Source organism: Nocardia sp. CA-084685, assembly GCF_050955785.1.
GTDB lineage: Bacteria > Actinomycetota > Actinomycetes > Mycobacteriales > Mycobacteriaceae > Nocardia.
This window is the reverse complement of record NZ_CP192094.1, coordinates 8,761,073-8,781,272: the sequence shown is the minus strand read 5'-3', so window position 1 is coordinate 8,781,272 and position 20,200 is coordinate 8,761,073. Positions and strand designations below refer to the sequence as shown.

Sequence of the window (20,200 nt, the reverse complement as noted above, 5' to 3'; positions counted from 1 at the left end):
GCCGCCGCGCGGATTCATCGGAGGTTGCGAAAAAAGTTTCTAGGAACGCGAAGGCACGAGATCAGCGACGACAGGGGCTTTGCGCAGGGTGCGCACCCAGACGGCGAAGCCCCACGCGACGAAGCCCGCATAGATCAGATACAGCGTCGCCGACGGGTAATAGCCCGCCTGCAACAGCAATGGCACGCCGACGAGGTCGACGGCGATCCAGATCAGCCAGAATTCGGCGAGCCCGCGCGCCATCCCGTAGGTCGCCAGCACCGATCCGGTGAAGATCCATGCCTCCGCCCACGGTCCATAGGAACCGATCAACGCGAACAATCGAGCGAATGCGGCCGTGCCGACCAACATGGTCGCCACCAGCACCAGCCGCTCACGCCCGCTTGCCCAGCGCGGCATGACGCCGCGGTGCTCGAGTCCGGTTTCGGCGTGGGCATGCTGATACCAACTCCACCAGCCGTACACGCTGACCGCGATGAACATCAGCTGACGACCGGCCTGCCCGGCCATATTCAAATGCTGTGGCGTATGGAAGATTCCGCCGACGAAAACGGTGAACAACAGCGCATTGCCCGCGATCCCGATCGGCCATGCCCACACCCGCCGTCGCATTCCGCCGACCGCGGAGGCCAGCCCGAAGCCATTGCCGATGATCTCGCGCCAGAGGATCTCCGAGCCCGCGATATGCAGCTTCGCGTCGAGCAGCGCGAAAAATGGGTTCACCTTCGCTTCAACCCGAGCACCTCGACTTCTCATCCCACAGTGCTCGCGGTGTCTCACGCATACCTTCGCGTTTCGGCGACGGCGTTTCGTGCGGCGGGTCGGTGTGCGAGGTATGAGAAAGGTCTGCGACGCGGGTGTGCGTAACGATTGCGCAATCTGGGGTGGCGATTCGCAATATCCGCGCAACGACCTGCTCCTAGTGTTTTGGTCATGACGGCGAGCGGTACCGAGGAGCCCATCGGCGGGACGGGCATCCACATCAGCGGTTTGACGAAGACATTCCGGGTCGGCCGGAAGACGGTGCAGGCGCTGGATGAAGTGGAGCTGCATACTGAACAGGGCGCGTTCTTATCCCTGCTCGGCCCCTCGGGCTGCGGCAAATCGACGGTGCTGCGCATCCTGGCCGGACTGGAGACACCGACGGCGGGCAAGGCGCTCATCGACGGTGAAACCCCCGCCCAACTGCGCAGCCGCCACGAACTCGGCATCGCCTTCCAGGATTCGGCACTGTTGCCGTGGCGTTCGGTGGAATCCAATATCAAGCTGCCGCTGCAGGTCGCGGGCATCTCACCGGATCCGGGACTGATCGCGGATCTGGTCCGGCTGGTTGGCCTCGACGGCTTCGAGAAGGCCAAACCGGCGCAGCTGTCCGGTGGCATGCGCCAGCGTGTTTCGATCGCGCGCGCCCTGGTCGTCAAGCCGACCGTGTTGCTGCTCGACGAGCCGTTCGGCGCACTCGACGATATGACCAGGCAGCGGCTGAATCTGGAATTGCTGCGGATTTGGACTGAGAAGCCAGCGACCACACTGATGGTCACGCACGGCATCGCGGAGGCCGTATTTCTTTCCGATGTCGTCGCGGTGATGAGTCCGCGGCCGGGCCGGGTGCTGGAACTGGTGAAGATCGATCTGCCGCGCCCGCGCACGCCGGAGATGATGCGCACACCGGAATTCCACAAGTTGCACGATTACCTCTCCGAGCTGTTGTTCGGAAAGTCCGGCAAGGGCGGTGTCGCATGAGCGAGCGAATCATAGTGTCGCGCAGCTTCGGAACGGTCCGCGAGGTACGGCGATGAATGACAATCGCGAGCCGCGCTCGCATGAGGTGACCAGATGCCTGTCTCGCGCGCGCCAGGGGTACCAGCAGGTCAGCGGACAGGATCAGCCGCGACCGTCGGTGGCATGCCGCCGCCGTCGAGGGGATGCGGCATGAAACGGATCGGCGGACTGATCGGCGTACTCGGATTGATCGCGATCTGGTGGCTGCTGGCGGCACTGGAGGTCGCGGGTGGCACGATCCCGAGTCCGTGGACTGTCCTGCACACCATGTACAGCGACGGTTGGGATCTGTACGGACCCAACTTCCGGATCACGGCGCTCGGCGCGCTGAAGGGATTCATCTGGGGTAATGCGCTGGCCATCGGTCTGGCGTTCCTGATCGTGCTGATCCCGTGGATCGAACCGCTCGCGACCCAGCTGGCCATCCTCAGCTACTGCATCCCACTGCTCGCGCTCGGGCCGATCATTCTGGTGGTCTTCGGCGGACGCACCCCGACGGTATTCCTCGCGGCGATGTACTGCTTCTTCACCACCATGGTCGGCACGGTCACCGGACTCCGCTCGGCCGATGTCACCAGCCTCGATCTGGTGCGGGCCTACGGCGGCGGCCGCTGGCAACAGCTCTACCGGGTGCAGGCGATCGCCGCGCTGCCGAATATGTTCGCGGCGTTGAAGATCGCCGCGCCGTCCGCTGTGCTCGGCGCGATCATCGGTGAATACCTCGGTGGTGTCGACAGCGGCATCGGCGTCGCGCTGACCGCCGCGCAGAGCGCCTACAACGTGCCGCGTACCTGGGGGATGGCACTGGCCGCCGCCGCACTCGCCGGGCTCGGCTACGCGATTGTCGCCCTGGTCGCCCGATTGGTCGCCCCTTGGACCGCGCAGGAGCCGACATGAGTTGCGCCTCTCATGCAGACAGCTTGCTCGCCGAGGGTAGTGATAGGGCGGTCGAATGCGGCATTGGCGACCACCATTCGACTCCGCTCGGGGGAACTGGCTGGGGCCGGGCTCGACACGGCCGAAGCTATCGCGGCACTCGACGTCCGCGTGCGCAGTCGCCCGATAGCGTGCGGCGAGTTGGTGTGCGTCGGGCAAAGCAGTGCGCGTCGGGCGTGTCCGCGCGCGGCCGGGTTGGAGGAGTGCGATGACTGACGAACTTGTGCCGATGGACAACATGACCGCCGCCGGGCCGCCGCCTGTGGAGGTGAGCACGCGGCCCCAGCGCAGCGCGGCCGCCGGAATGCTCAATGTCCTCACCCGCATCGGCCGCTTCCTGTTCCCCCTGGTCACCGCGTTATTGCTGATGCTGGTGATCTGGTACGTCTTCCTCCATGCCTTCCCCCAGGTCGGGCCGCGAGTAGGCAAAACACCCAGCGACATCTGGAAGTACCTGTTCAGCTCCTCCGGCGCACACACCGCACGTCAGGCCATCTTCGACGACCTACAGATCACCCTGCGCGACGCCGCGATCGGCTTCGGCGTCGGTATGCTCGCGGCACTCGTCGTCGCGGCGCTGTTCGTCTCGTTCTCCGCGGTGGAACAGACATTCATGCCGGTCGCCATGCTGTTGCGTTCGGTGCCCCTGGTAGCGCTGACCCCGATCATCGTGCTGGTGTTCGGGCGCGGACTCGCCGGTGTGACGGTGCTCGCGGCGATCGTGGTGTTCTTCCCGGCACTGGTCATGATCATGGCCGGTCTGCGCAATGCACCGCGGCAGGCGATGGACCTGGTGGCCGCGTACGGCGGCTCCCGGTGGACAGGACTGCGCATGGTCGCCGTGCCCGCCGCCCTGCCCTCGGTCTTCGCGGCGGCGCGAATTTCGGTGCCCGGTGCGCTGATCGGCGCATTACTCGGTGAATGGTTGGGTAGTGGAACCGGATTGGGGGCCAGTCTGATTCGCGCTATCCCGACCTTCCAATACAGCAAGCTGTGGGCCTCGATCGTGATCGTGACCATCGTCTCGGTGCTGCTGTACGCGATTGTCGGGGTCATCGAGAATCTGGTGCTGGCCCGCTTCGGGCCCGAGGCGGGCCGCCGCTGACCGGTCAGTTTTCGCAAAATCAATGCTCGGAACGCCAAAGTAAAGAAATCGAAACGGAATCCCCCTAGATTCGGCCCATGAACCCCGTACAACGCTCTTCGTTCGGGCCGAACCTGAACCGGCGATCCCTGCTTCGTTACTCCGCGCTGGCCGGCGCCGCATTGGGCGGCGCGAGCCTGTTGGCCGCATGTGGCGATGATTCGAAAGACTCGTCGGGCGGGTCGGTGGCGGACGGATCCAAGTACGGTTCCGTCGCGGTCCAGCTGTCCTGGCTCAAGAACATCGAATTCGCGGGCGAGTACTTCGCCGATTCCAAGGGCTACTACAAGGAGGCCGGATTCGGTTCGGTGAATTTGATCGCCGGTGGCGCGGCGAGCACCTCGGTCGAGGCGGGACTGGATACCGGCAAGGTCTGGCTCGGCACCTCGGCCCCGCAGACCACCGCGCCCGCGATCCTGGAGGGACTACCCGCCAAGATCGTCGCGACCACCTATCAGAAGAACCCGTTCTGCATCGTCAGCTCCGCCGCCAAGCCGATCAAGACCCCGCAGGATATGAAGGGTCGCAAGATCGGCGTCCAGGACACCAATCAGCTGATCTTCAACGCACTGTTGAATGCCAATGGCATGAAGCCGAGCGATGTGACCATCGTGCCGGCGCAATACGATCCGACCCCGCTGGCCAACGGTGAGGTCGACGGCTGGGTCAGCTATGTGACCAATGAGCCGATCACGTTGACCGCCAAGGGATTCCCGAATACCAACTTCCTCTTCGCCGACTACAACCTGCCGCTGGTGGCCGAGACCCTGACGGTCAAGCAGTCCACCATCGATAAGGAACGCGACAAGCTGAAGGCATTCCTGATCGCCGAGATCAAGGGCTGGAAGGATGCGGTCGCGAATCCGGCCGAATCGGCGCGTCTGGCGGTCGAGGTATACGGCAAGGATCAGAAACTCGATCTGAATGAACAAACCCAGGAGGCGACCGCGCAGAACGGCCTCGTCGTTTCGGCTGATTCGACCGCCAATGGTTTGCTGACCATGACCGATCAGTTGATCGAGCAGAATATCGCCGCGCTGCGCAATGCCAAGATCGATATCAAGGCCGACCAGCTTTTCGACCTCTCGGTGCTGCGCGAGGTGTACGCGGAGAACCCGGGCCTGAAGTAGAGCTAGAGCGCCACCGGGGCGTTGGCCGGTAATTCCCTGAATTGTGGTTCGGCGCTCCGGTTTTCGGAGATCCGCTGCCCGGCTCCGGATCGGGCGACAAGCAGTTCCGCGGCGATCGAAACCGCTACCTCGGCGGCGGTGCGTGCCCCGATATCGAGACCGGCGGGGGAATGCAGGCGGGCCAGCGTCGCGTCGTCGAAACCGCCCGCTCTCAGGTCTTCGATGCGTCTCAGATGTGCGGACCATGAGCCGTTTGCGGCGAGGTAACCCAGTTCGGGTAGTCGCAGTGCCACAGTGAGCAGCGGGATTTCGAACGTCGGATCGTGCCCGAGTACGACAATCGCCGTGCTGCTATCGATTTCGCCCGCCGCCGAGAGGGTGTTCAGGTATCGGTGCGGCCAGTCGACGACCACCTCGGCGCCCGGGAAGGCATCCGGCGTTGCGAAGGTGTCGCGGGAGTCGCAGATGGTGACGCGGTAGCCGAGCAGTTTGGCCTGTACGGACAGGGCTGCGGCAAAGGCGTTGGCGCCGAAGATGATCAGCCGCGGCGGCGGTGGGAACGAGGCCACGAACACGTCGGATTCGGGCAGCGCGACCAGTTCCGTCGCATGTCGCTGCGGGGTGATCAGATGCTGTCCGATCAGATCCGGGTCCGGGTTCCACACCACGGTGAACAGGGTAACCCTGCGGTGCGCGGCGATTTCCGCGGCGATGGACGGGAATTCCGGGAAGTCCCGGCGTGAGAACGGCTCGACGAAAACATCGACCATGCCGCCGGAGTCCAATCCGGGCTCGCCCGGCGGGACGCCCAAGCGGTGCAGTCCGCGTCGACCGCTGCGCGCGGCATCGGCGGCCGCCTCGATCACGGTCGTTTCGACGCTGCCGCCGAGGAGCGAACCATAGACCGCGCCATTGGCATCTACCAGGATCGATGTCCCCACCGGCAGTGGCCCGGAACCAACAGTTCGCACGACGGTGGCCAGTCCACCTGTCCGGCCCGAATGCCACACCCGCAATAGGTCCTCGACGATGTCCCGCATCTGTTCAGCTCCGCTCACGCGTGCGGCGCGGCCGGGAAGTCACGATCATCGCCTGTCGCCAAATCGTCGCACGTGACGCACACCATATCCTTATTGCCGACCAAATAGGTGCGCCCCCCGGAATCTCTAACGGCTGCTTGATACACCGAGGTCCAATGCTTGTGGGACATCACAACCGGATGCCCTGGTGTGTTGTGGAACACAGCTCTCGCGAGGCCGCTCGGTGCCGCGGCGGCCGCGCCGAGTACCCGGGCGACCACATCAGCTCCGACATCGGGGGTGTCCACCGGCATGATCGCGGCGTACTCGGCGGGCGTGCGCGCGACGGCTCGCAAACCCGCCCGCACCGAGGCCCCGAGTCCGGTCGCCCAGTCGGCTGCCCACACATGATCGACACCCTCAGGTAGGTCGACCGCGGCCGGTGCCGGACCGGTCGCGCCGAGCACCACGATCACCGGATCGCAGCCGCCGTCGCGCAGTGCCGCCACCGCCGACCGCAGCCAGGCGCCGCCCTCGGCCAATGCCTTGGGCATCCCGTAGCGCGTCCCGGCTCCCGCGGCCAGGAGGATGCCCGCGCAGACCGGTTCGGGCGATGCAGCCATGAAAAGACGGTAGCCCGGTCACGTAGCCGGTGGGTTACGGAAGAATGCTGTGACGTCGACAGTCGGACGCTGACGACACGCCGGAAGTGATCTATCCCTTTCGACTGGCGACCGGGTCGGTCGTATTCGATGCTGGTTCGATGACAGACGACGGGTTGAGCCTCGCGGAATTCAACGCGTTGCCCGAAGCGGAGGCGAATGCGGCCTTGCTCGCGTGTTGCTCGTCGCCGGAATGGGCGCGTGCGCTGGTCGCCGGGCGGCCGTACCCGAATATCGATGCCCTCTTCGATGCTGCCGACGCGGTGCTGGCGGAGTTGTCCGAGGCGGAGATCGATCGCGCACTCGATGGACATCCCCGTATCGGTGCCCGACCCGATACTGCGGCATCGGTGCGCGAGCAGGCGGGGGTGGCCAGGGCCGGGGATGCGGTGCGGGTGGGATTGGCCAATGGCAATCTGGCCTATGAGGAGAAGTTCGGCCATATCTATCTGGTGTGCGCGACCGGTAAGTCCGGAGACGAGCTGCTCGATTTGCTCACCGCCCGGCTCGGAAATGATCCGAAGACCGAAAGGCGGGTTATGCGAACGGAATTGGCGAAGATAAATCGGATTCGGTTGGCACGGCTGCAGTCATGAGCACGCTCGGTACACATGTGCTCGACGCTGTCGCGGGTGCGCCGGCGGCCGGTATCGCGGTGGTGCTCTATCGAGATAGCGAGGTGCTCGGTTCCGGAACCACCGATGATGATGGCCGGATCGCCTCGCTCGGTGCGGCATTGTCACCCGGCACCTATCGGCTGGTGTTCGACACCGGCGCATATTTCGCCGCGCGCGAGGTCGAATCGTTCTATCCGGAGGTCTGCGTCACCTTCGTCGTCATCGAAGAGCGGCACTATCACGTGCCATTGTTGTTGTCGCCCTTCGCCTTTTCCACTTACCGAGGGAGCTGAGCCATTCATGGAGCTGACCGGGCCGATCGTGCTGTCCGACAACCGGTATGGAAAGGCGGAGAACCGTATCGTCCGGATCTACCGGGACCAGCCGCGTCACGAGATCCGCGATGTGAACGTCTCCACGGTGCTGCGTGGCGATTTCGCCGACGCATATGTCGCCGGTGACCAGTCGAAGGTGCTGCCTACCGACAGCCAGAAGCAGACCGCCTATGCGTACGCGAAGAAACCTGGGCTGCAACCGATCGAGGACTATGCGCTCACGCTCGCCGCACATTTCGTCGACGAGATCGCACCGGTCGACAGCGCGCGCGTCGAGGTCGAGGAGTATGCCTGGCAGCGGGTTACCGTCGACGGCAGCGAGCACGATCACACCTGGGTGCGGCAGGGGTCGGAGGTGCGGACCGCGACGGTAACGGTGTCGGGTAAGGGCGAGCGGCAGCAGGCCTGGGTGATCGGCGGGGTCAAGGATCTGGTGATTCTCAAGTCGACCGGCTCGGAGTTCGCCGACTTCCTCTCCGACGACTTCACCGTGCTCGCGCCGACGCATGACCGGATGCTCGCGACCTCCCTCGTCGCGCAGTGGCGTTTCGCCGCCGCGACCGGTGTGAACTGGGATGCGGTATATGCCGGGGTCCGGCAGCGGATGATCGAGGTCTTCGCGACGCTGCATTCCAGGGCTATGCAGCAGACGCTGTTCGAAATGGGCAAGGCCGCGCTCGAGGCATTTCCTGTGCTCGCCGAAATCCGGCTGACCGCTCCGAATAAGCATCATTTCGACTACGACCTCGCTCGATTCGGCATCGAGAACCACGGCGAGGTCTTCCACGCCGACGACCGGCCCTACGGACTCATCCATGCCACTGTGCAGCGCGAAGATGCCCCGGAAGCCGGACCCGCATGGCTACCGTAGGTGCCATGACGACAACGACGGTCATCGACGGGTGCGCCGTGGCGACCGTCGATCCGAACGGCACCGAATACCGTCGCGGGCATGTGACGGTGCAGGGCAACCGGATCACCGCGGTCGGTGCGGGTGCTGCGCCCGATCTCGGCGCGGATGCGCACCGCATCGATGGCCGTGGCTGCCTGCTCACGCCCGGATTGGTCAACACCCATCACCATCTCTACCAGTGGATCAGCCGAGGGCTGGCCGCGGACAACACGCTTTTCGAATGGCTCACCACGCTCTATCCGATCTGGGCGGGCATCGATGAAGACGCGGTTCGCATTGCCGCGACCGGTGCGCTCAGCGCGCTGGCTCGTACCGGTTGCACCACGTCCACCGACCATCACTATGTATTCCCGCGCGAAGGCGGTGACCTGCTCGGCGCGGAAATCGCCGCGGCCGCCGAGGTCGGCTTGCGATTCCATCCGACGCGCGGCTCGATGGATCTCGGCCGGAGTTCGGGCGGGCTGCCGCCCGATGAGGTGGTGGAGACTCTCGACGCCATTCTCGCCGCGAGCGCGGATGCCGTTGCGCGCTGGCATGATCCGTCCTTCGATTCGATGCTGCGGATCGCACTCGCACCATGTTCACCGTTCTCGGTGACCACCGAGTTGCTCCGCGAATCCGCCGTGCTGGCACGTGATCTCGGCGTACGGCTGCATACGCACCTGGCCGAGACGATCGATGAAGCGGAGTTCTGTGCGGATAAATTCGGCTGCACACCAGCGCAGTACATGGAGCACCTCGGCTGGCTGGGCACGGATGTCTGGTACGCCCATGGCATCCACCTCGACGATGTCGCCATCGAGACCATGGCGAAAACCGGTACCGGAGTGGCACATTGCCCAACTTCGAATGCGCGGATCGGCGCGGGTACAGCGCGCACGGCGGAGCTCGTCGCGGCGGGGGTGCCGGTAGGGCTCGGCGTGGACGGTGCGGCGAGCAATGAATCCAGTTCGATGATCGAGGAGCCGCGCAATGCGCTGCTCTATGCCAGGGCCAAGGGCGGACCGCGCGCGATCAGTACTCGAAAAGCCTTGGAGCTGGCCACTATCGGTGGTGCGCGGGTGCTGGGGCGAGCAGCCGAAATCGGGTCGATCGAACCCGGCAAGCTTGCCGATCTCGCTTTGTGGCGGCTCGATACGCCCGCCCACGCGGGCATCGATGACCCGGTGACGGCATTGATTCTCGGTTCGGCGCCGCCGCTGGCGGCGTTGATGGTCAACGGGCGCATCGTTGTTCGGGATGCTGAGGTGCGCACGGTCGACGAGGAGAAAGTCGGCGGCGAGGTCGCGCGGGCGCAGGCGGCGCTGGTCGCGAAGGCGGGCTGAGTCGCGGTCCGGGCCCAACGCCGCTCGAGCAGTTCGGAGCCCGCGGCGAGCAGCGGGCTGGTTGCCCGCTCGTATCCCCGCTGTCGATTGGCCTTCTTCGCGGCCGCGGATGTTCGCCGATCGGACGGTCCGAGGAGTAAACGGCTTGTCCGGCGGGGCCGCAAGTTGCCGCGGATCAAGGCGAATGACCTGATCAGGCGGATTTGCTGAATACTGGAACAGAGATGTCTCGGACTGTGCGGATCCGCGGGCACGGGATGCTCGGTTCAGCGGGTAACGACCGCGCAACCTGGGGCGGTTGTCGCGCAACATCGCGGCAACCCACGGCTTCTACTGTGTCGGCAGCGGTAGTGGAGCGAGGTGTGGCGTGGATCTGGACACGATTCGGGATGTGGTTGTGGCTCGGGGGCGGGCTGACCTGGCTTTTGTCGGTGGGAGTTGTGGAGTTCTCGCTGGGGGGACGTTTTTGTTTTCCGAGCCGCAGGACGGGTTGGAGCGGCTGGTCGATATCACTGGGCTCGGGTGGGCGGCGTTGACTGTGACGGGGGAGGGCTTGGAGATCGCGGCCACCTGCACACTGGCGGAGTTGGCGGGGGCTGGCGTGGGGCGGGAGTTGGGGGTGGAGGTATTGCGGGCGCAGTGGCCGGGGACCGCGTTGTTCGCGCGGGCGTGTCGGGCGTTGGTGGCCTCGCACAAGATATGGCGGACGGCGACGGTGGGTGGGAACGTGTGTTTGTCGTTGCCCGCCGGGGCGGTGTTGGGGGCACTGGTGGCGTTGGACGGTGTAGCGCTGGTGTGGGCGTCGGATGGTTCAGATCGTCGGATCCCGTTGCGTGAGTTCGTGCTCGGGCCGGGACGTAATGTGCTCGGCTCGGGTGATGTGTTGCGGTCGATTACTATCCCGACTCGAAGTCTGCACGCACACACGGCATTTCGGAAGATCTCGCTTGCTCCGCTCGGCCGTTCCGGTGCGGTTGTCATGGGTCGGCGGGCGGCTGACGGTCGCACCGCGCTGACCATAACCGCGGCGACGACCCGTCCGATCGTGCTGGATTTCGCTGCCATACCAGATGATGCCGAGGTGCGGGGCGCGGTGGCCGCGATCGACCCGACGCTCTGGTTCGACGATCCGCATGGCGCATCGGACTGGCGTCGCCATATCGCCGGTGTGCTCGCTCGTGAGGTCGCGACCGAGCTCCGCGAAGCCGGTGATGGGCAATGAGATTCGAGATCGACGGCCAGTCGGTGCAGGCCGAACCGCGTCCTGGCCAATGCCTGCGCACGTTATTGCGCGAACACGGCCATTTCGCGGTGAAGAAGGGTTGTGATGCGGGCGATTGCGGTGCGTGCACCGTGCAACTCGACGGAATCCCCGTGCACTCGTGCATCATTCCCGCCTACCGTGCCGCCGACCGCACCATAACCACCGCATCCGGTCTCGGCACCGCTGAAGAGCCGCACGCTGTCCAGCAACGTTTCGTCGATTCCGCCGCCTTCCAATGCGGCTTCTGCACCGCGGGCATGGTGGTCACGGCCGCGGGCCTCGGCTGCGGCGGCCCTACCGCCCCGGATCCCGAGGCGCTACCGGAGCTCATGAAGGGAAATCTCTGCCGCTGCACCGGATACCGCGCGATCGCCGATGCGCTCGGCGCGGCTTCCCACACAGACCCGGATGTCGTCTCGGCGTGTGGTGCGACCGCATCCCTGAACCCGGTTTCGGCGCCGAGCGAACGTGCGACTTCTGGTCCCGAATCGCCGAGCGACCAACTCCGCGCCAATGGAGATAGGTCACAGGCCAGCGCCGAGGACTTGGGCGCGGATCCTGATGCCATCTCGGCGCGTGATGCGGACGCAACCGCATGTCCGAGCCTCGACAGTATGGATGGGAAGCAGGTCGACTCCAATGCTCGGCACATCTCATCGGACGAGGCCGCCGGACGAGCGGGCACCGGTGCCGGCGCACCTGCCGGACCCCGAATTGTCACGGGCACAGAGCCCTTCACCTTCGACGTCGGCACCGAGGGCGGGGACGCACCGCCCACGACCCCCCTGCATATCGCAGTGCTACCGAGCCCACACCCCCACGCGCGAATCGTATCCATCGACACCTCCGCCGCCGAAAACCTACCGGGCGTGCACGCAGTGCTCACCTACGCCGACGCTCCCGATATCGCCTTTTCCACCGCACGTCACGAAATTCGGGCCGACGATCCGGACGACACCTACGTGCTGGATCGCACGGTGCGATTCATCGGACAGCGGGTCGCCGCAGTAGTGGCGGAGAGCCTGGATATCGCCCGCGCGGGTTGCCGAGCACTAAAGGTCGAATACGAAATCCTGCCAGCGGTATTCGATCCGGCCGAGGCATTACTGCCGGAAGCGCCGAAACTGCATGACGGTAAACCGGATACGGCTCGCATCGCCGATCGCGAACGCAATCTGATCGCCGAGATCAATGGCGAGGTCGGTGACGTCGAGGCGGGCCTCGCGGCAGCGGCGAAGGTGGTCAGTGGTGTCTGGCATTCGCCGCGCGCCCAGCACGTACACCTGGAAACCCACGGCGGTATCGGCTGGTTGGACGCGGACGGCAGGCTGGTCATCCGCTGCAGCACGCAGGTACCGTTCCTGGTGCGCGACGAACTGTGCCAGATATTCGGAATGCCGCGTGAACGGGTCCGCGTATTCGCCAAGCGTGTCGGCGGCGGATTCGGCGCCAAACAGGAGATGCTGGCCGAGGATCTGATAGCGCTGGCGGTCCTGCGCACCGGCCGTCCCGCACAATACGAATTCACCCGCTCCGACGAATTCACCAGTGCCACTTGCCGTCATCCGATGCGGGTAGCGGTGACCGCGGGCGCGAATGCCGATGGCGTATTGACCGCACTGTCGATCGACGTGCTCGCCGATGCCGGTGCCTACGGCAATCACAGTGCGGGCGTGCTGTTTCACGGCGTCGGTGAATCCATCGAGGTCTACCGCTGCGCGAATAAGCGCGTCGAGGCGAAGACGGTCTACACCAACAACATTCCCTCCGGCGCATTCCGCGGCTACGGCCTCGGACAGATCATCTTCGGCATCGAATCGGCGATGGATGAACTGGCGCGCGCACTCGATATCGACGCGTTCGAATTCCGCCGCCGCAATGTCATCGTCCCCGGCGACGCATTCGTCGGCGCGCAAGTGGGCGACAGTGATCTGGACTTCGGCAGCTACGGCCTCGATCAGTGTCTCGACCTCGCGGAACGTGCACTACTGCGCGGCAATGCGGTTCGCGCGCCAGGGCCGGAATGGCGGGTCGGCACCGGTATGGCGCTGGCCATGATCGCCACCATCCCACCGCGCGGCCACCGCTCCGAGGCAACCGTCACCCTGCTTCCCGACGGACGCTACGAACTCCGCGTCGGCACAGTCGAATTCGGCAACGGCACCACAACGGTGCACGCCCAACTCGCGGCAACGGCACTGCACACCGACGTGCGCCGGATAGTAATCCTGCAATCGGACACCGATATCGTCGGCCACGACACCGGTGCCTTCGGATCCACCGGCCTCACCGTCGCGGGCAAGGCCGCCTATGCCGCGGCCGTGGCATTGCGCGAGCACATCCTGGTTCGGGCCGCCAAACTGACGGGTCGCGCCGAAGCGGAATGTGTCCTGGTGGCCGATGGCGTCCGCTGCGGCGATCGACTGATCGGCGCCACCGAGCTCTTGGCCGACGGCGAGTTGTCCGGACACGGCGCACACGCGGGCAGCCCGCGCTCGGTCAGCTTCAACGTGCAGGCATTCCGGGTGGCCGTGCAGCCCGAGACCGGGTTGGTGCGCATCCTGCAATCCGTCCAGGCCGCCGACGCGGGCACGGTGCTCAATCCGGTCCAGTGCCGCGGTCAAGTGGTCGGCGGCGTCGCACAGGCCATCGGCACCGCACTCTACGAGGACATGCGATCGGCACAAGGCGAGGTAACCACGCGAACGCTGCGGCACTATCACATCCCACAGTTCGCCGACCTCCCACACACCGAGGTCTACTTCGCCGAAACCGCTGATGACCTGGGCCCACTCGGCGCCAAGTCGATGAGCGAATCCCCGTACAACCCCGTCGCGCCCGCACTGGCGAACGCCATCCGCGATGCTGTGGGGGTACGACAGACCAGTTTGCCGATGACGGCGGACCGGATCTGGCGCGCCCTTCAGGAAGGAGACCGGGTGTGAGCACCCAGCGTCGTGAGCATCGGGCCCGGAGGAGGCAGCGTGCGTAACCACGGAGGGCCGGGGAGCGGCGCGAATCGAACACAGCTACCCGAGAATGTCCGCGCCCGCATCGAAGCGATGCTCGACACGGTCGATGCCGAGTTGCGGACCCGGTACCCGGGCACGGGCGGTCGAGTCCAGCCGATCCACACCGCCTACGTGCCCGCCGACCGGGCAACCGCCGCGACCCCCGCCGAATGGGGTGCGGCGGCGCTGGAGCTGTTCGATCGCCACCACGAACTCCTCGCCGGAATCGACGGCACCGACGAGCTGCCCGCCGTGCGCAACCAACTCGAGCAGCGGCCGATTCAGGATCTGCGCATCGACTTCGAGGACGGTTACGGATTCCGCGCCGACGCCGAGGAGGACCGGGCCGCCGCCAATGCGGGTGCGGCACTCGCCGAGTGGGCGCGGCAACCCGGTGGGCCGACCAGCTTCGGCATCCGGATGAAGGGTTTGGCGGGTATCGAACGCGGTCGCGCCATACGCACCCTGGAGTTGGTGTTGGATGGCGCGGGCGGTGTGCCGCCGGGTTTCGTCTTCACCGTCCCGAAAATCCGTGCGGCGGAACAGGCTTCGGCGTTGGCAGTGCTGTGCGACGGACTGGAGCGCGGCTCCGGACTCGATGCGGGCACCCTGCGATTCGAACTGCAGATCGAGAGCCCGCAGGCGATTATCGCCGCCGACGGCAGCGCCACGGTCGCCAGGATGCTTCACCTATCCGAAGGCCGTTGCAGCGCTTTGCACTTCGGCACCTATGACTACACCGCCGCGTGCGGTATCGCCGCGCCCGATCAGGCGCTCGACCATCCGGCGGCGGATTACGCGAAGTCGATCATGCAGGTGGCCGCTGCCCAAACCGGGGTGTGGATCTGTGACGGCTCCACCCAGATCGTGCCGGACCGCGATCCGGAATCGGCACTGCGCAACCATCATCGGCTCGTCGGCCGGGCGTTGCGCCTGGGTTACTACCAGGGCTGGGATATGCATCCGGGCCACCTGATCACCCGCTGGCTGGCCACCTACGAATTCTTCCGTCGCGCCATCGATGTCGCGGTACCGCGTCTGGTCGCCTACCTCGACCGGCGTTCCAGCAGCGTCATGGACGAGCCCGCTACCGCCGAAGCCCTGGCTGCCACCGTGCTACGCGGCGTGAACTGCGGCGCGCGCACCGCCGACGAACTGCGCGCGCTCGCGCCGGTACTGACGCCGGAGGTGCTGCGGGCACTCGTCGCGCGCGAGCCGATTCCGCAGGAGACGTTGTGAACGACTACGCAGGAGGTGTCATGAGCGGAAGCGATTCCGTGGACGGTGCTGGTCGGGCGACGGGTGGGCTCGACCCCACGGATTTCACCCTGCTGCCCGACCTTGCCGTCCGACCGCTCGGCGGCTCGGTCATCTGGGCCGACGACGAATTCTTCGCCGAGAAGGAGAATTTGATCAATCCCGGCCCTTCGGAATACCGGCCGTCGACCTTCGGGCACAAGGGTCAGATCTACGACGGCTGGGAAACGCGCAGGCACCGCGGCCGCCCCGGTGACGATTCCGCCATAGTTCGCTTGGGCGTACCCGGCGTCATCCGCGGCATCGTGGTGGACACCGCGTGGTTCAAGGGCAACTATCCGCCCGCGGTTTCGGTCTCCACACTCGAGATCGACGGCTATCCACCCGCGGAAACCATTGCCGAGCGCGACGATTGGGTGCCCCTGATCGACCATGCCCCGGTAACCGGCGACAGCCGCAACCGATTCCCGATCGAGAACGAAAACCGTTGGACCCACGTGAAACTGACCATGCACCCGGACGGCGGCGTCGCCCGGCTGCGGGTACACGGCGAGGGCAGGCCCGACCCGAATCTGCTCGGTCTGGGCCCGCTGGACCTGGCCGCACTGGAAAACGGCGCCCTGGTGCTCGACTGCTCCAACCGCTTCTACAGTTCGCCGAACCAGCTGCTCTATCCGGGTCTGGCAGGAAAAATGGGTGACGGCTGGGAAACCGCCCGCCGCCGCGACGACGGCAACGACTGGGTGCGGATCCGACTGGCCGGACCCGGGCTCATCCGCCTCGCCGAGATCGATACGTCGTACTTCCTCGGCAATAGCCCGGGTTCGGCCCGGCTCACCGGCCGTACCACCGACGGCACCGAACTCGAATTGCTTGCGCGCATCGACCTGCTGCCCGATACCAGGCATCGCTTCGCGATCGCGCCGATGGCGGCCTCGGTCGAGGAGGTTCGCCTCGATATCTACCCGGACGGTGGGCTGGCACGACTGCGCCTCTACGGCGAACTCGGGGGCTGAGCGGCATGGGCGACCGAGATTTCGTCGGCTACGGCGCGACGCCACCGGATCCGCAGTGGCCCGATGCTGCGAAGATCGCGGTCCAGTTCGTCCTCAATTATGAAGAGGGCGCGGAGAACAATGTGCTCGACGGCGATCCGTATTCGGAGACGTTTCTCTCGGAAATGACTCCCGCGCAAGCGTTTCCGAATCGGCACATGAGCATGGAATCGCTCTACGAATACGGCTCCCGCGCCGGACTGTGGCGGGTGCTGCGCGTCTTCGAACGCCGTGACCTACCGCTGACCATTTTCGCCGTCGCCCGTGCCATGCAGCGAAATCCGGAGGCGGTGGCCGCCTTTGTCGAACTCGGTCACGAAATCGCCAGCCACGGCCTGCGCTGGCAGTCCTACCAACTCACCGACCGCGACACCGAGCGCGCGCATATGGCCGAGGCCGTGCGCATCCTCACCGAACTCACCGGCGCGGCCCCGCTCGGGTGGTACACCGGCCGCGACTCCCCGCACACCAGGGAATTGGTGGTCGAACATGGCGGTTTCGTCTACGACTCCGACTCTTACGCCGACGATCTTCCGTACTGGGTCACCGTGCACGGCCGAAACCACCTGGTCGTCCCGTACACCCTCGACACCAATGACATGCGCTTCGCCTCGCCCGCGGGCTTCCCCAGCGGCGAACAATTCTTCGCCCACCTCCGCGACGCCTTCGACGTGCTCTATCGCGAAGGGGCGGAGGGGAATCCGAAGATGCTGTCGATCGGTCTGCACTGTCGTCTCGTCGGCCGTCCGGCTCGATTGGCCTCACTGGAGCGCTTCCTCGACCACGTCCAGTCGCATGGCGACGTGTGGGTCGCGCGTCGCATCGATATCGCCGAACACTGGCGACGGGTGCATCCGGCGGTCGGCTAGGCGAAAAGATTCCGCACGAACGGCAGCGAATCCGGCAGCGACCCATTGACCGCTCCGCTGTGATCATCCGGATAGACATGCAATGTGACCGGCTGCCGATTGACCGCAAGCACTGCCGCGAACCGCAGCGTCTCCGGCGTGACCACATCGGTGTCGAGCAGTCCCTGACCCAGGAACAGCGGCTTGTCGTAACCGGATTCGGGCAGGCCGAGGTAGCGGGTCAGCAACCCGTGCAGATCCGGGATCTGTAGCAGCGGACGCGCGAACAGGTCACCGGCGACCACGCCATGGGCCGTGAGTTCGTCGCGCAGCGGGGTGACGCAGGCCTCGCGGGCCCGCGCGAGCCAGTCACGACCCGAATCGTTCAGGTACGACTCGATGTCCAGGTCCGGGTAGGTGGTGCGCAGGCCATTGAGGATGTACAGCACATAAGCGGTGGTGTAATCCGACAGCCGCACCGGCGGCACATGCGGCCCGAGCAGGGGCACGACATCCTCGACATAGGCAGGCACACCGGTGGCGACCGCGCCCCGGTAGTCGAGTTCAGGTCCGCCGAACTCGGTCGCGTAGCGCGCGGTGTAGACGGCCGCACCGCCGCCCTGTGACTGTCCGACGACCGCCCAGCGCTTCGCCAGCGTGGCGTATTGCCCGGTGGCGGCCTTGACCGCGTCCACGATGTTGTGCGCTTCCACGAGCCCGTTGATGTAGGGGTGTTCGCCCGCCGAGCCGAGTCCGGCATAGTCCGCCGCCACGATCGCATACCCCTGCCGCAGCCAGGTCCCGAGATAGGCCCAGTCCCGCTCGACCGCGCTCGGCCCGGCGATGCTGTATGCGCAGTCGTCGCCGAGTCCGACCGTGCCGTGCGCCCACGCGATCACCGGCCAACCACCCACGGGGGCTTCCCCGGGCGGGAAGTAGACCGCGGCGCTGGCTACCGTCGGCACATCGTTCGCGGTCGACGTCGTGTAGAGGATACGGCTGGAATTCACCGCACCCGGCAGCGTCGCCGCCGTGGCCAGCGGCGCGACGGATTCCACCGTGCCCGGATCGGCGCTCGCCGCGGGCAACCGCAGGCCGAGACCACAGACGACGGCGACGGTGAACCACATTTTCCGCATAAAAGCTCCTACTCGGACGCTGAACGTCTGTCCGCGATGACTCGGTCCGTCAATCGAACCATCGGCGCCCAGCCGAGGTGGCGGAGACCACACAGACGGTTGTGAAGGTGCTCACAACCCGGAATGTCCGGCGCCGCGGATGGTGACCCAGGGGGTGATCACAAACAGTACGAGCGTTACGCTAAAACCGCATGTCAGGGCTACCGGCGGGTAGGTTGCATCCTTGCAATTTGCGGGCAAATTTCGCAGAGTTAGCAAAGACGGTTCGAAAGCTAGCTCGGATTCACACTTGCAACAGGTAGACGGCTATTTCCTGGTGTGCCATCGTGTGGAAGTACACCCCATGGGCCTAGCAAGCCTGCAAATTGCCGCCACAGCAGTCCGAGCGATGCTCGACCGTGGGGCATCGAAACGAAGAAGTGGAGTCAGAGATGTCGAACGCCGGCACCCCGAAGACCGCTGCGGAGATCCAGCAGGACTGGGACACCAACCCGCGCTGGAAGGGCGTCACCCGCAACTACACCGCCGACCAGGTGTCGAAGCTGCAGGGCACCGTCGTCGAAGAGGCCACCCTCGCCCGTCGTGGCTCGGAGATCCTCTGGGATCTGGTCAACAACGAGGACTACATCAACTCCCTCGGTGCCCTCACCGGTAACCAGGCGGTCCAGCAGGTCCGCGCCGGCCTGAAGGCCATCTACCTGTCCGGTTGGCAGGTCGCCGGTGACGCGAACCTGTCCGGCCACACCTACCCGGACCAGTCGCTGTACCCGGCCAACTCGGTCCCGTCCGTGGTGCGCCGCATCAACAACGCGCTGCTGCGCGCCGACGAGATCGCCAAGGTCGAGGGCGACACCTCGGTGTCCAACTGGCTGGCCCCGATCGTCGCCGACGCCGAGGCCGGCTTCGGTGGCGCACTGAATGCCTACGAACTGCAGAAGGCCATGATCGCCGCCGGCGCCGCCGGTGTGCACTGGGAGGACCAGCTGGCCTCCGAGAAGAAGTGTGGCCACCTGGGCGGCAAGGTGCTGATCCCGACCCAGCAGCACATCCGCACCCTGACCTCGGCTCGCCTCGCGGCCGACGTCGCCGACGTGCCTTCGGTCATCATCGCCCGCACCGACGCCGAGGCCGCCACCCTGATCACCTCGGACGTGGACGAGCGCGACCGTGAGTTCCTGGACGGCACCCGCACCGCCGAGGGCTTCTTCGGTGTGAAGAACGGCATCGAGCCCTGCATCGCGCGTGCCAAGGCCTACGCCCCCTACGCCGACCTGATCTGGATGGAGACCGGCGTGCCGGACCTCGAGGTCGCGCGCAAGTTCGCCGAGTCCGTCCGCGGCGAGTTCCCGGACCAGCTGCTGGCCTACAACTGCTCGCCGTCCTTCAACTGGAAGGCGCACCTGGACGACGCGACCATCGCGAAGTTCCAGCGTGAGCTCGGCGCGATGGGCTTCAAGTTCCAGTTCATCACCCTGGCCGGCTTCCACTCGCTCAACTACGGCATGTTCGACCTGGCCTACGGCTACGCCCGCGAGGGTATGACCGCCTTCGTCGACCTGCAGGAGCGCGAGTTCAAGGCCGCCGCCGAGCGTGGCTTCACCGCCATCAAGCACCAGCGTGAGGTCGGTGCCGGCTACTTCGACACCATCGCCACCACCGTGGACCCGAACACCTCGACGGCGGCCCTGAAGGGCTCCACCGAAGAGGGTCAGTTCCACTGATACATGGCGGCGCTCCGCGCCGCGTGTTCGCGGCCCCCAAGG

18 protein-coding genes are annotated in these 20,200 nt (G+C 65.7%); 14 read left to right on the top strand and 4 right to left on the bottom strand.

Annotated elements, in window-relative coordinates; translation table 11 throughout:
- Window positions 1-39: 39 nt before the first annotated feature.
- Window positions 40-756, bottom strand: a complete 717-nt coding sequence (gene pnuC, locus ACQP2U_RS38545; RefSeq protein ID WP_433712066.1) for a nicotinamide riboside transporter PnuC — start codon at window positions 754-756, stop codon at window positions 40-42.
- A 177-nt stretch (window positions 757-933) separates the two neighbouring features.
- Here pnuC and ACQP2U_RS38540 point away from each other — a divergent pair, with 177 nt between their 5' ends.
- The 4 genes from ACQP2U_RS38540 (at window position 934) to ACQP2U_RS38525 (ending at window position 4,992) form a co-directional block, all read left to right on the top strand.
- A complete protein-coding gene (locus ACQP2U_RS38540; protein ID WP_433712065.1) occupies window positions 934-1,743 on the top strand; it encodes an ABC transporter ATP-binding protein in 810 nt (269 codons plus the stop codon).
- 189 nt (window positions 1,744-1,932) lie between these two features.
- Window positions 1,933-2,679 carry an ABC transporter permease gene (locus tag ACQP2U_RS38535; protein WP_433712064.1) on the top strand — a complete coding sequence of 249 codons (747 nt, stop codon included), beginning with the start codon at window positions 1,933-1,935 and terminating at the stop codon, window positions 2,677-2,679.
- Between the two features lie 343 nt (window positions 2,680-3,022).
- Window positions 3,023-3,823 (top strand): ABC transporter permease, encoded by an 801-nt coding sequence (locus ACQP2U_RS38530; protein WP_433716727.1) that lies wholly within the window; start codon window positions 3,023-3,025, stop codon window positions 3,821-3,823.
- Between the two features lie 77 nt (window positions 3,824-3,900).
- Window positions 3,901-4,992, top strand: a complete 1,092-nt coding sequence (locus ACQP2U_RS38525; protein ID WP_433712063.1) for an ABC transporter substrate-binding protein — start codon at window positions 3,901-3,903, stop codon at window positions 4,990-4,992.
- 2 nt (window positions 4,993-4,994) lie between these two features.
- On the opposite strand, the gene ACQP2U_RS38520 is transcribed toward ACQP2U_RS38525, so the two are convergent.
- Complete coding sequence (locus ACQP2U_RS38520; RefSeq protein ID WP_433712062.1) at window positions 4,995-6,032, bottom strand: XdhC family protein; 1,038 nt, start codon at window positions 6,030-6,032, stop codon at window positions 4,995-4,997.
- Between the two features lie 14 nt (window positions 6,033-6,046).
- Window positions 6,047-6,634: a nucleotidyltransferase family protein gene (locus ACQP2U_RS38515; RefSeq protein ID WP_433712061.1), complete on the bottom strand. Its 588-nt coding sequence runs from the start codon at window positions 6,632-6,634 to the stop codon at window positions 6,047-6,049.
- A 140-nt stretch (window positions 6,635-6,774) separates the two neighbouring features.
- On the opposite strand from ACQP2U_RS38515, the gene uraD reads away from it, so the two are divergent.
- The 9 genes from uraD (at window position 6,775) to puuE (ending at window position 17,319) form a co-directional block, all read left to right on the top strand.
- Window positions 6,775-7,269: a 2-oxo-4-hydroxy-4-carboxy-5-ureidoimidazoline decarboxylase gene (uraD, locus tag ACQP2U_RS38510; protein ID WP_433712060.1), complete on the top strand. Its 495-nt coding sequence runs from the start codon at window positions 6,775-6,777 to the stop codon at window positions 7,267-7,269.
- The gene (gene uraH / locus ACQP2U_RS38505) at window positions 7,266-7,583 is read left to right on the top strand and encodes a hydroxyisourate hydrolase (protein WP_397033619.1); all 318 of its coding nucleotides are present in this window, start codon (window positions 7,266-7,268) and stop codon (window positions 7,581-7,583) included. The genes uraD and uraH overlap by 4 nt, the downstream gene beginning before the upstream one ends.
- Window positions 7,584-7,590: 7 nt before the next feature.
- Window positions 7,591-8,496, top strand: coding sequence for a factor-independent urate hydroxylase (gene pucL, locus ACQP2U_RS38500; protein ID WP_433712059.1), 906 nt, complete (start codon window positions 7,591-7,593; stop codon window positions 8,494-8,496).
- A gap of 5 nt (window positions 8,497-8,501) precedes the next feature.
- Window positions 8,502-9,863: an 8-oxoguanine deaminase gene (locus tag ACQP2U_RS38495; RefSeq protein ID WP_433712058.1), complete on the top strand. Its 1,362-nt coding sequence runs from the start codon at window positions 8,502-8,504 to the stop codon at window positions 9,861-9,863.
- 367 nt (window positions 9,864-10,230) lie between these two features.
- Window positions 10,231-11,085, top strand: a complete 855-nt coding sequence (locus ACQP2U_RS38490) for an FAD binding domain-containing protein (RefSeq protein ID WP_433712057.1) — start codon at window positions 10,231-10,233, stop codon at window positions 11,083-11,085.
- Window positions 11,082-14,072, top strand: a complete 2,991-nt coding sequence (locus tag ACQP2U_RS38485) for a molybdopterin-dependent oxidoreductase (RefSeq protein WP_433712056.1) — start codon at window positions 11,082-11,084, stop codon at window positions 14,070-14,072. The genes ACQP2U_RS38490 and ACQP2U_RS38485 overlap by 4 nt, the downstream gene beginning before the upstream one ends.
- A gap of 117 nt (window positions 14,073-14,189) precedes the next feature.
- Complete coding sequence (locus ACQP2U_RS38480) at window positions 14,190-15,377, top strand: DUF6986 family protein (protein WP_433716726.1); 1,188 nt, start codon at window positions 14,190-14,192, stop codon at window positions 15,375-15,377.
- Between the two features lie 20 nt (window positions 15,378-15,397).
- A complete protein-coding gene (alc, locus tag ACQP2U_RS38475) occupies window positions 15,398-16,411 on the top strand; it encodes an allantoicase (RefSeq protein WP_433712055.1) in 1,014 nt (337 codons plus the stop codon).
- A gap of 5 nt (window positions 16,412-16,416) precedes the next feature.
- Window positions 16,417-17,319: an allantoinase PuuE gene (puuE, locus tag ACQP2U_RS38470; protein WP_433712053.1), complete on the top strand. Its 903-nt coding sequence runs from the start codon at window positions 16,417-16,419 to the stop codon at window positions 17,317-17,319.
- Here puuE and ACQP2U_RS38465 read toward each other — a convergent pair.
- Window positions 17,316-18,437, bottom strand: coding sequence for a lipase family protein (locus tag ACQP2U_RS38465; RefSeq protein ID WP_433712052.1), 1,122 nt, complete (start codon window positions 18,435-18,437; stop codon window positions 17,316-17,318). The genes puuE and ACQP2U_RS38465 overlap by 4 nt on opposite strands.
- 431 nt (window positions 18,438-18,868) lie before the next feature.
- On the opposite strand from ACQP2U_RS38465, the gene aceA reads away from it, so the two are divergent.
- A complete protein-coding gene (gene aceA / locus ACQP2U_RS38460; protein WP_433712051.1) occupies window positions 18,869-20,158 on the top strand; it encodes an isocitrate lyase in 1,290 nt (429 codons plus the stop codon).
- The last annotated feature ends 42 nt before the right edge of the window (window positions 20,159-20,200 follow it).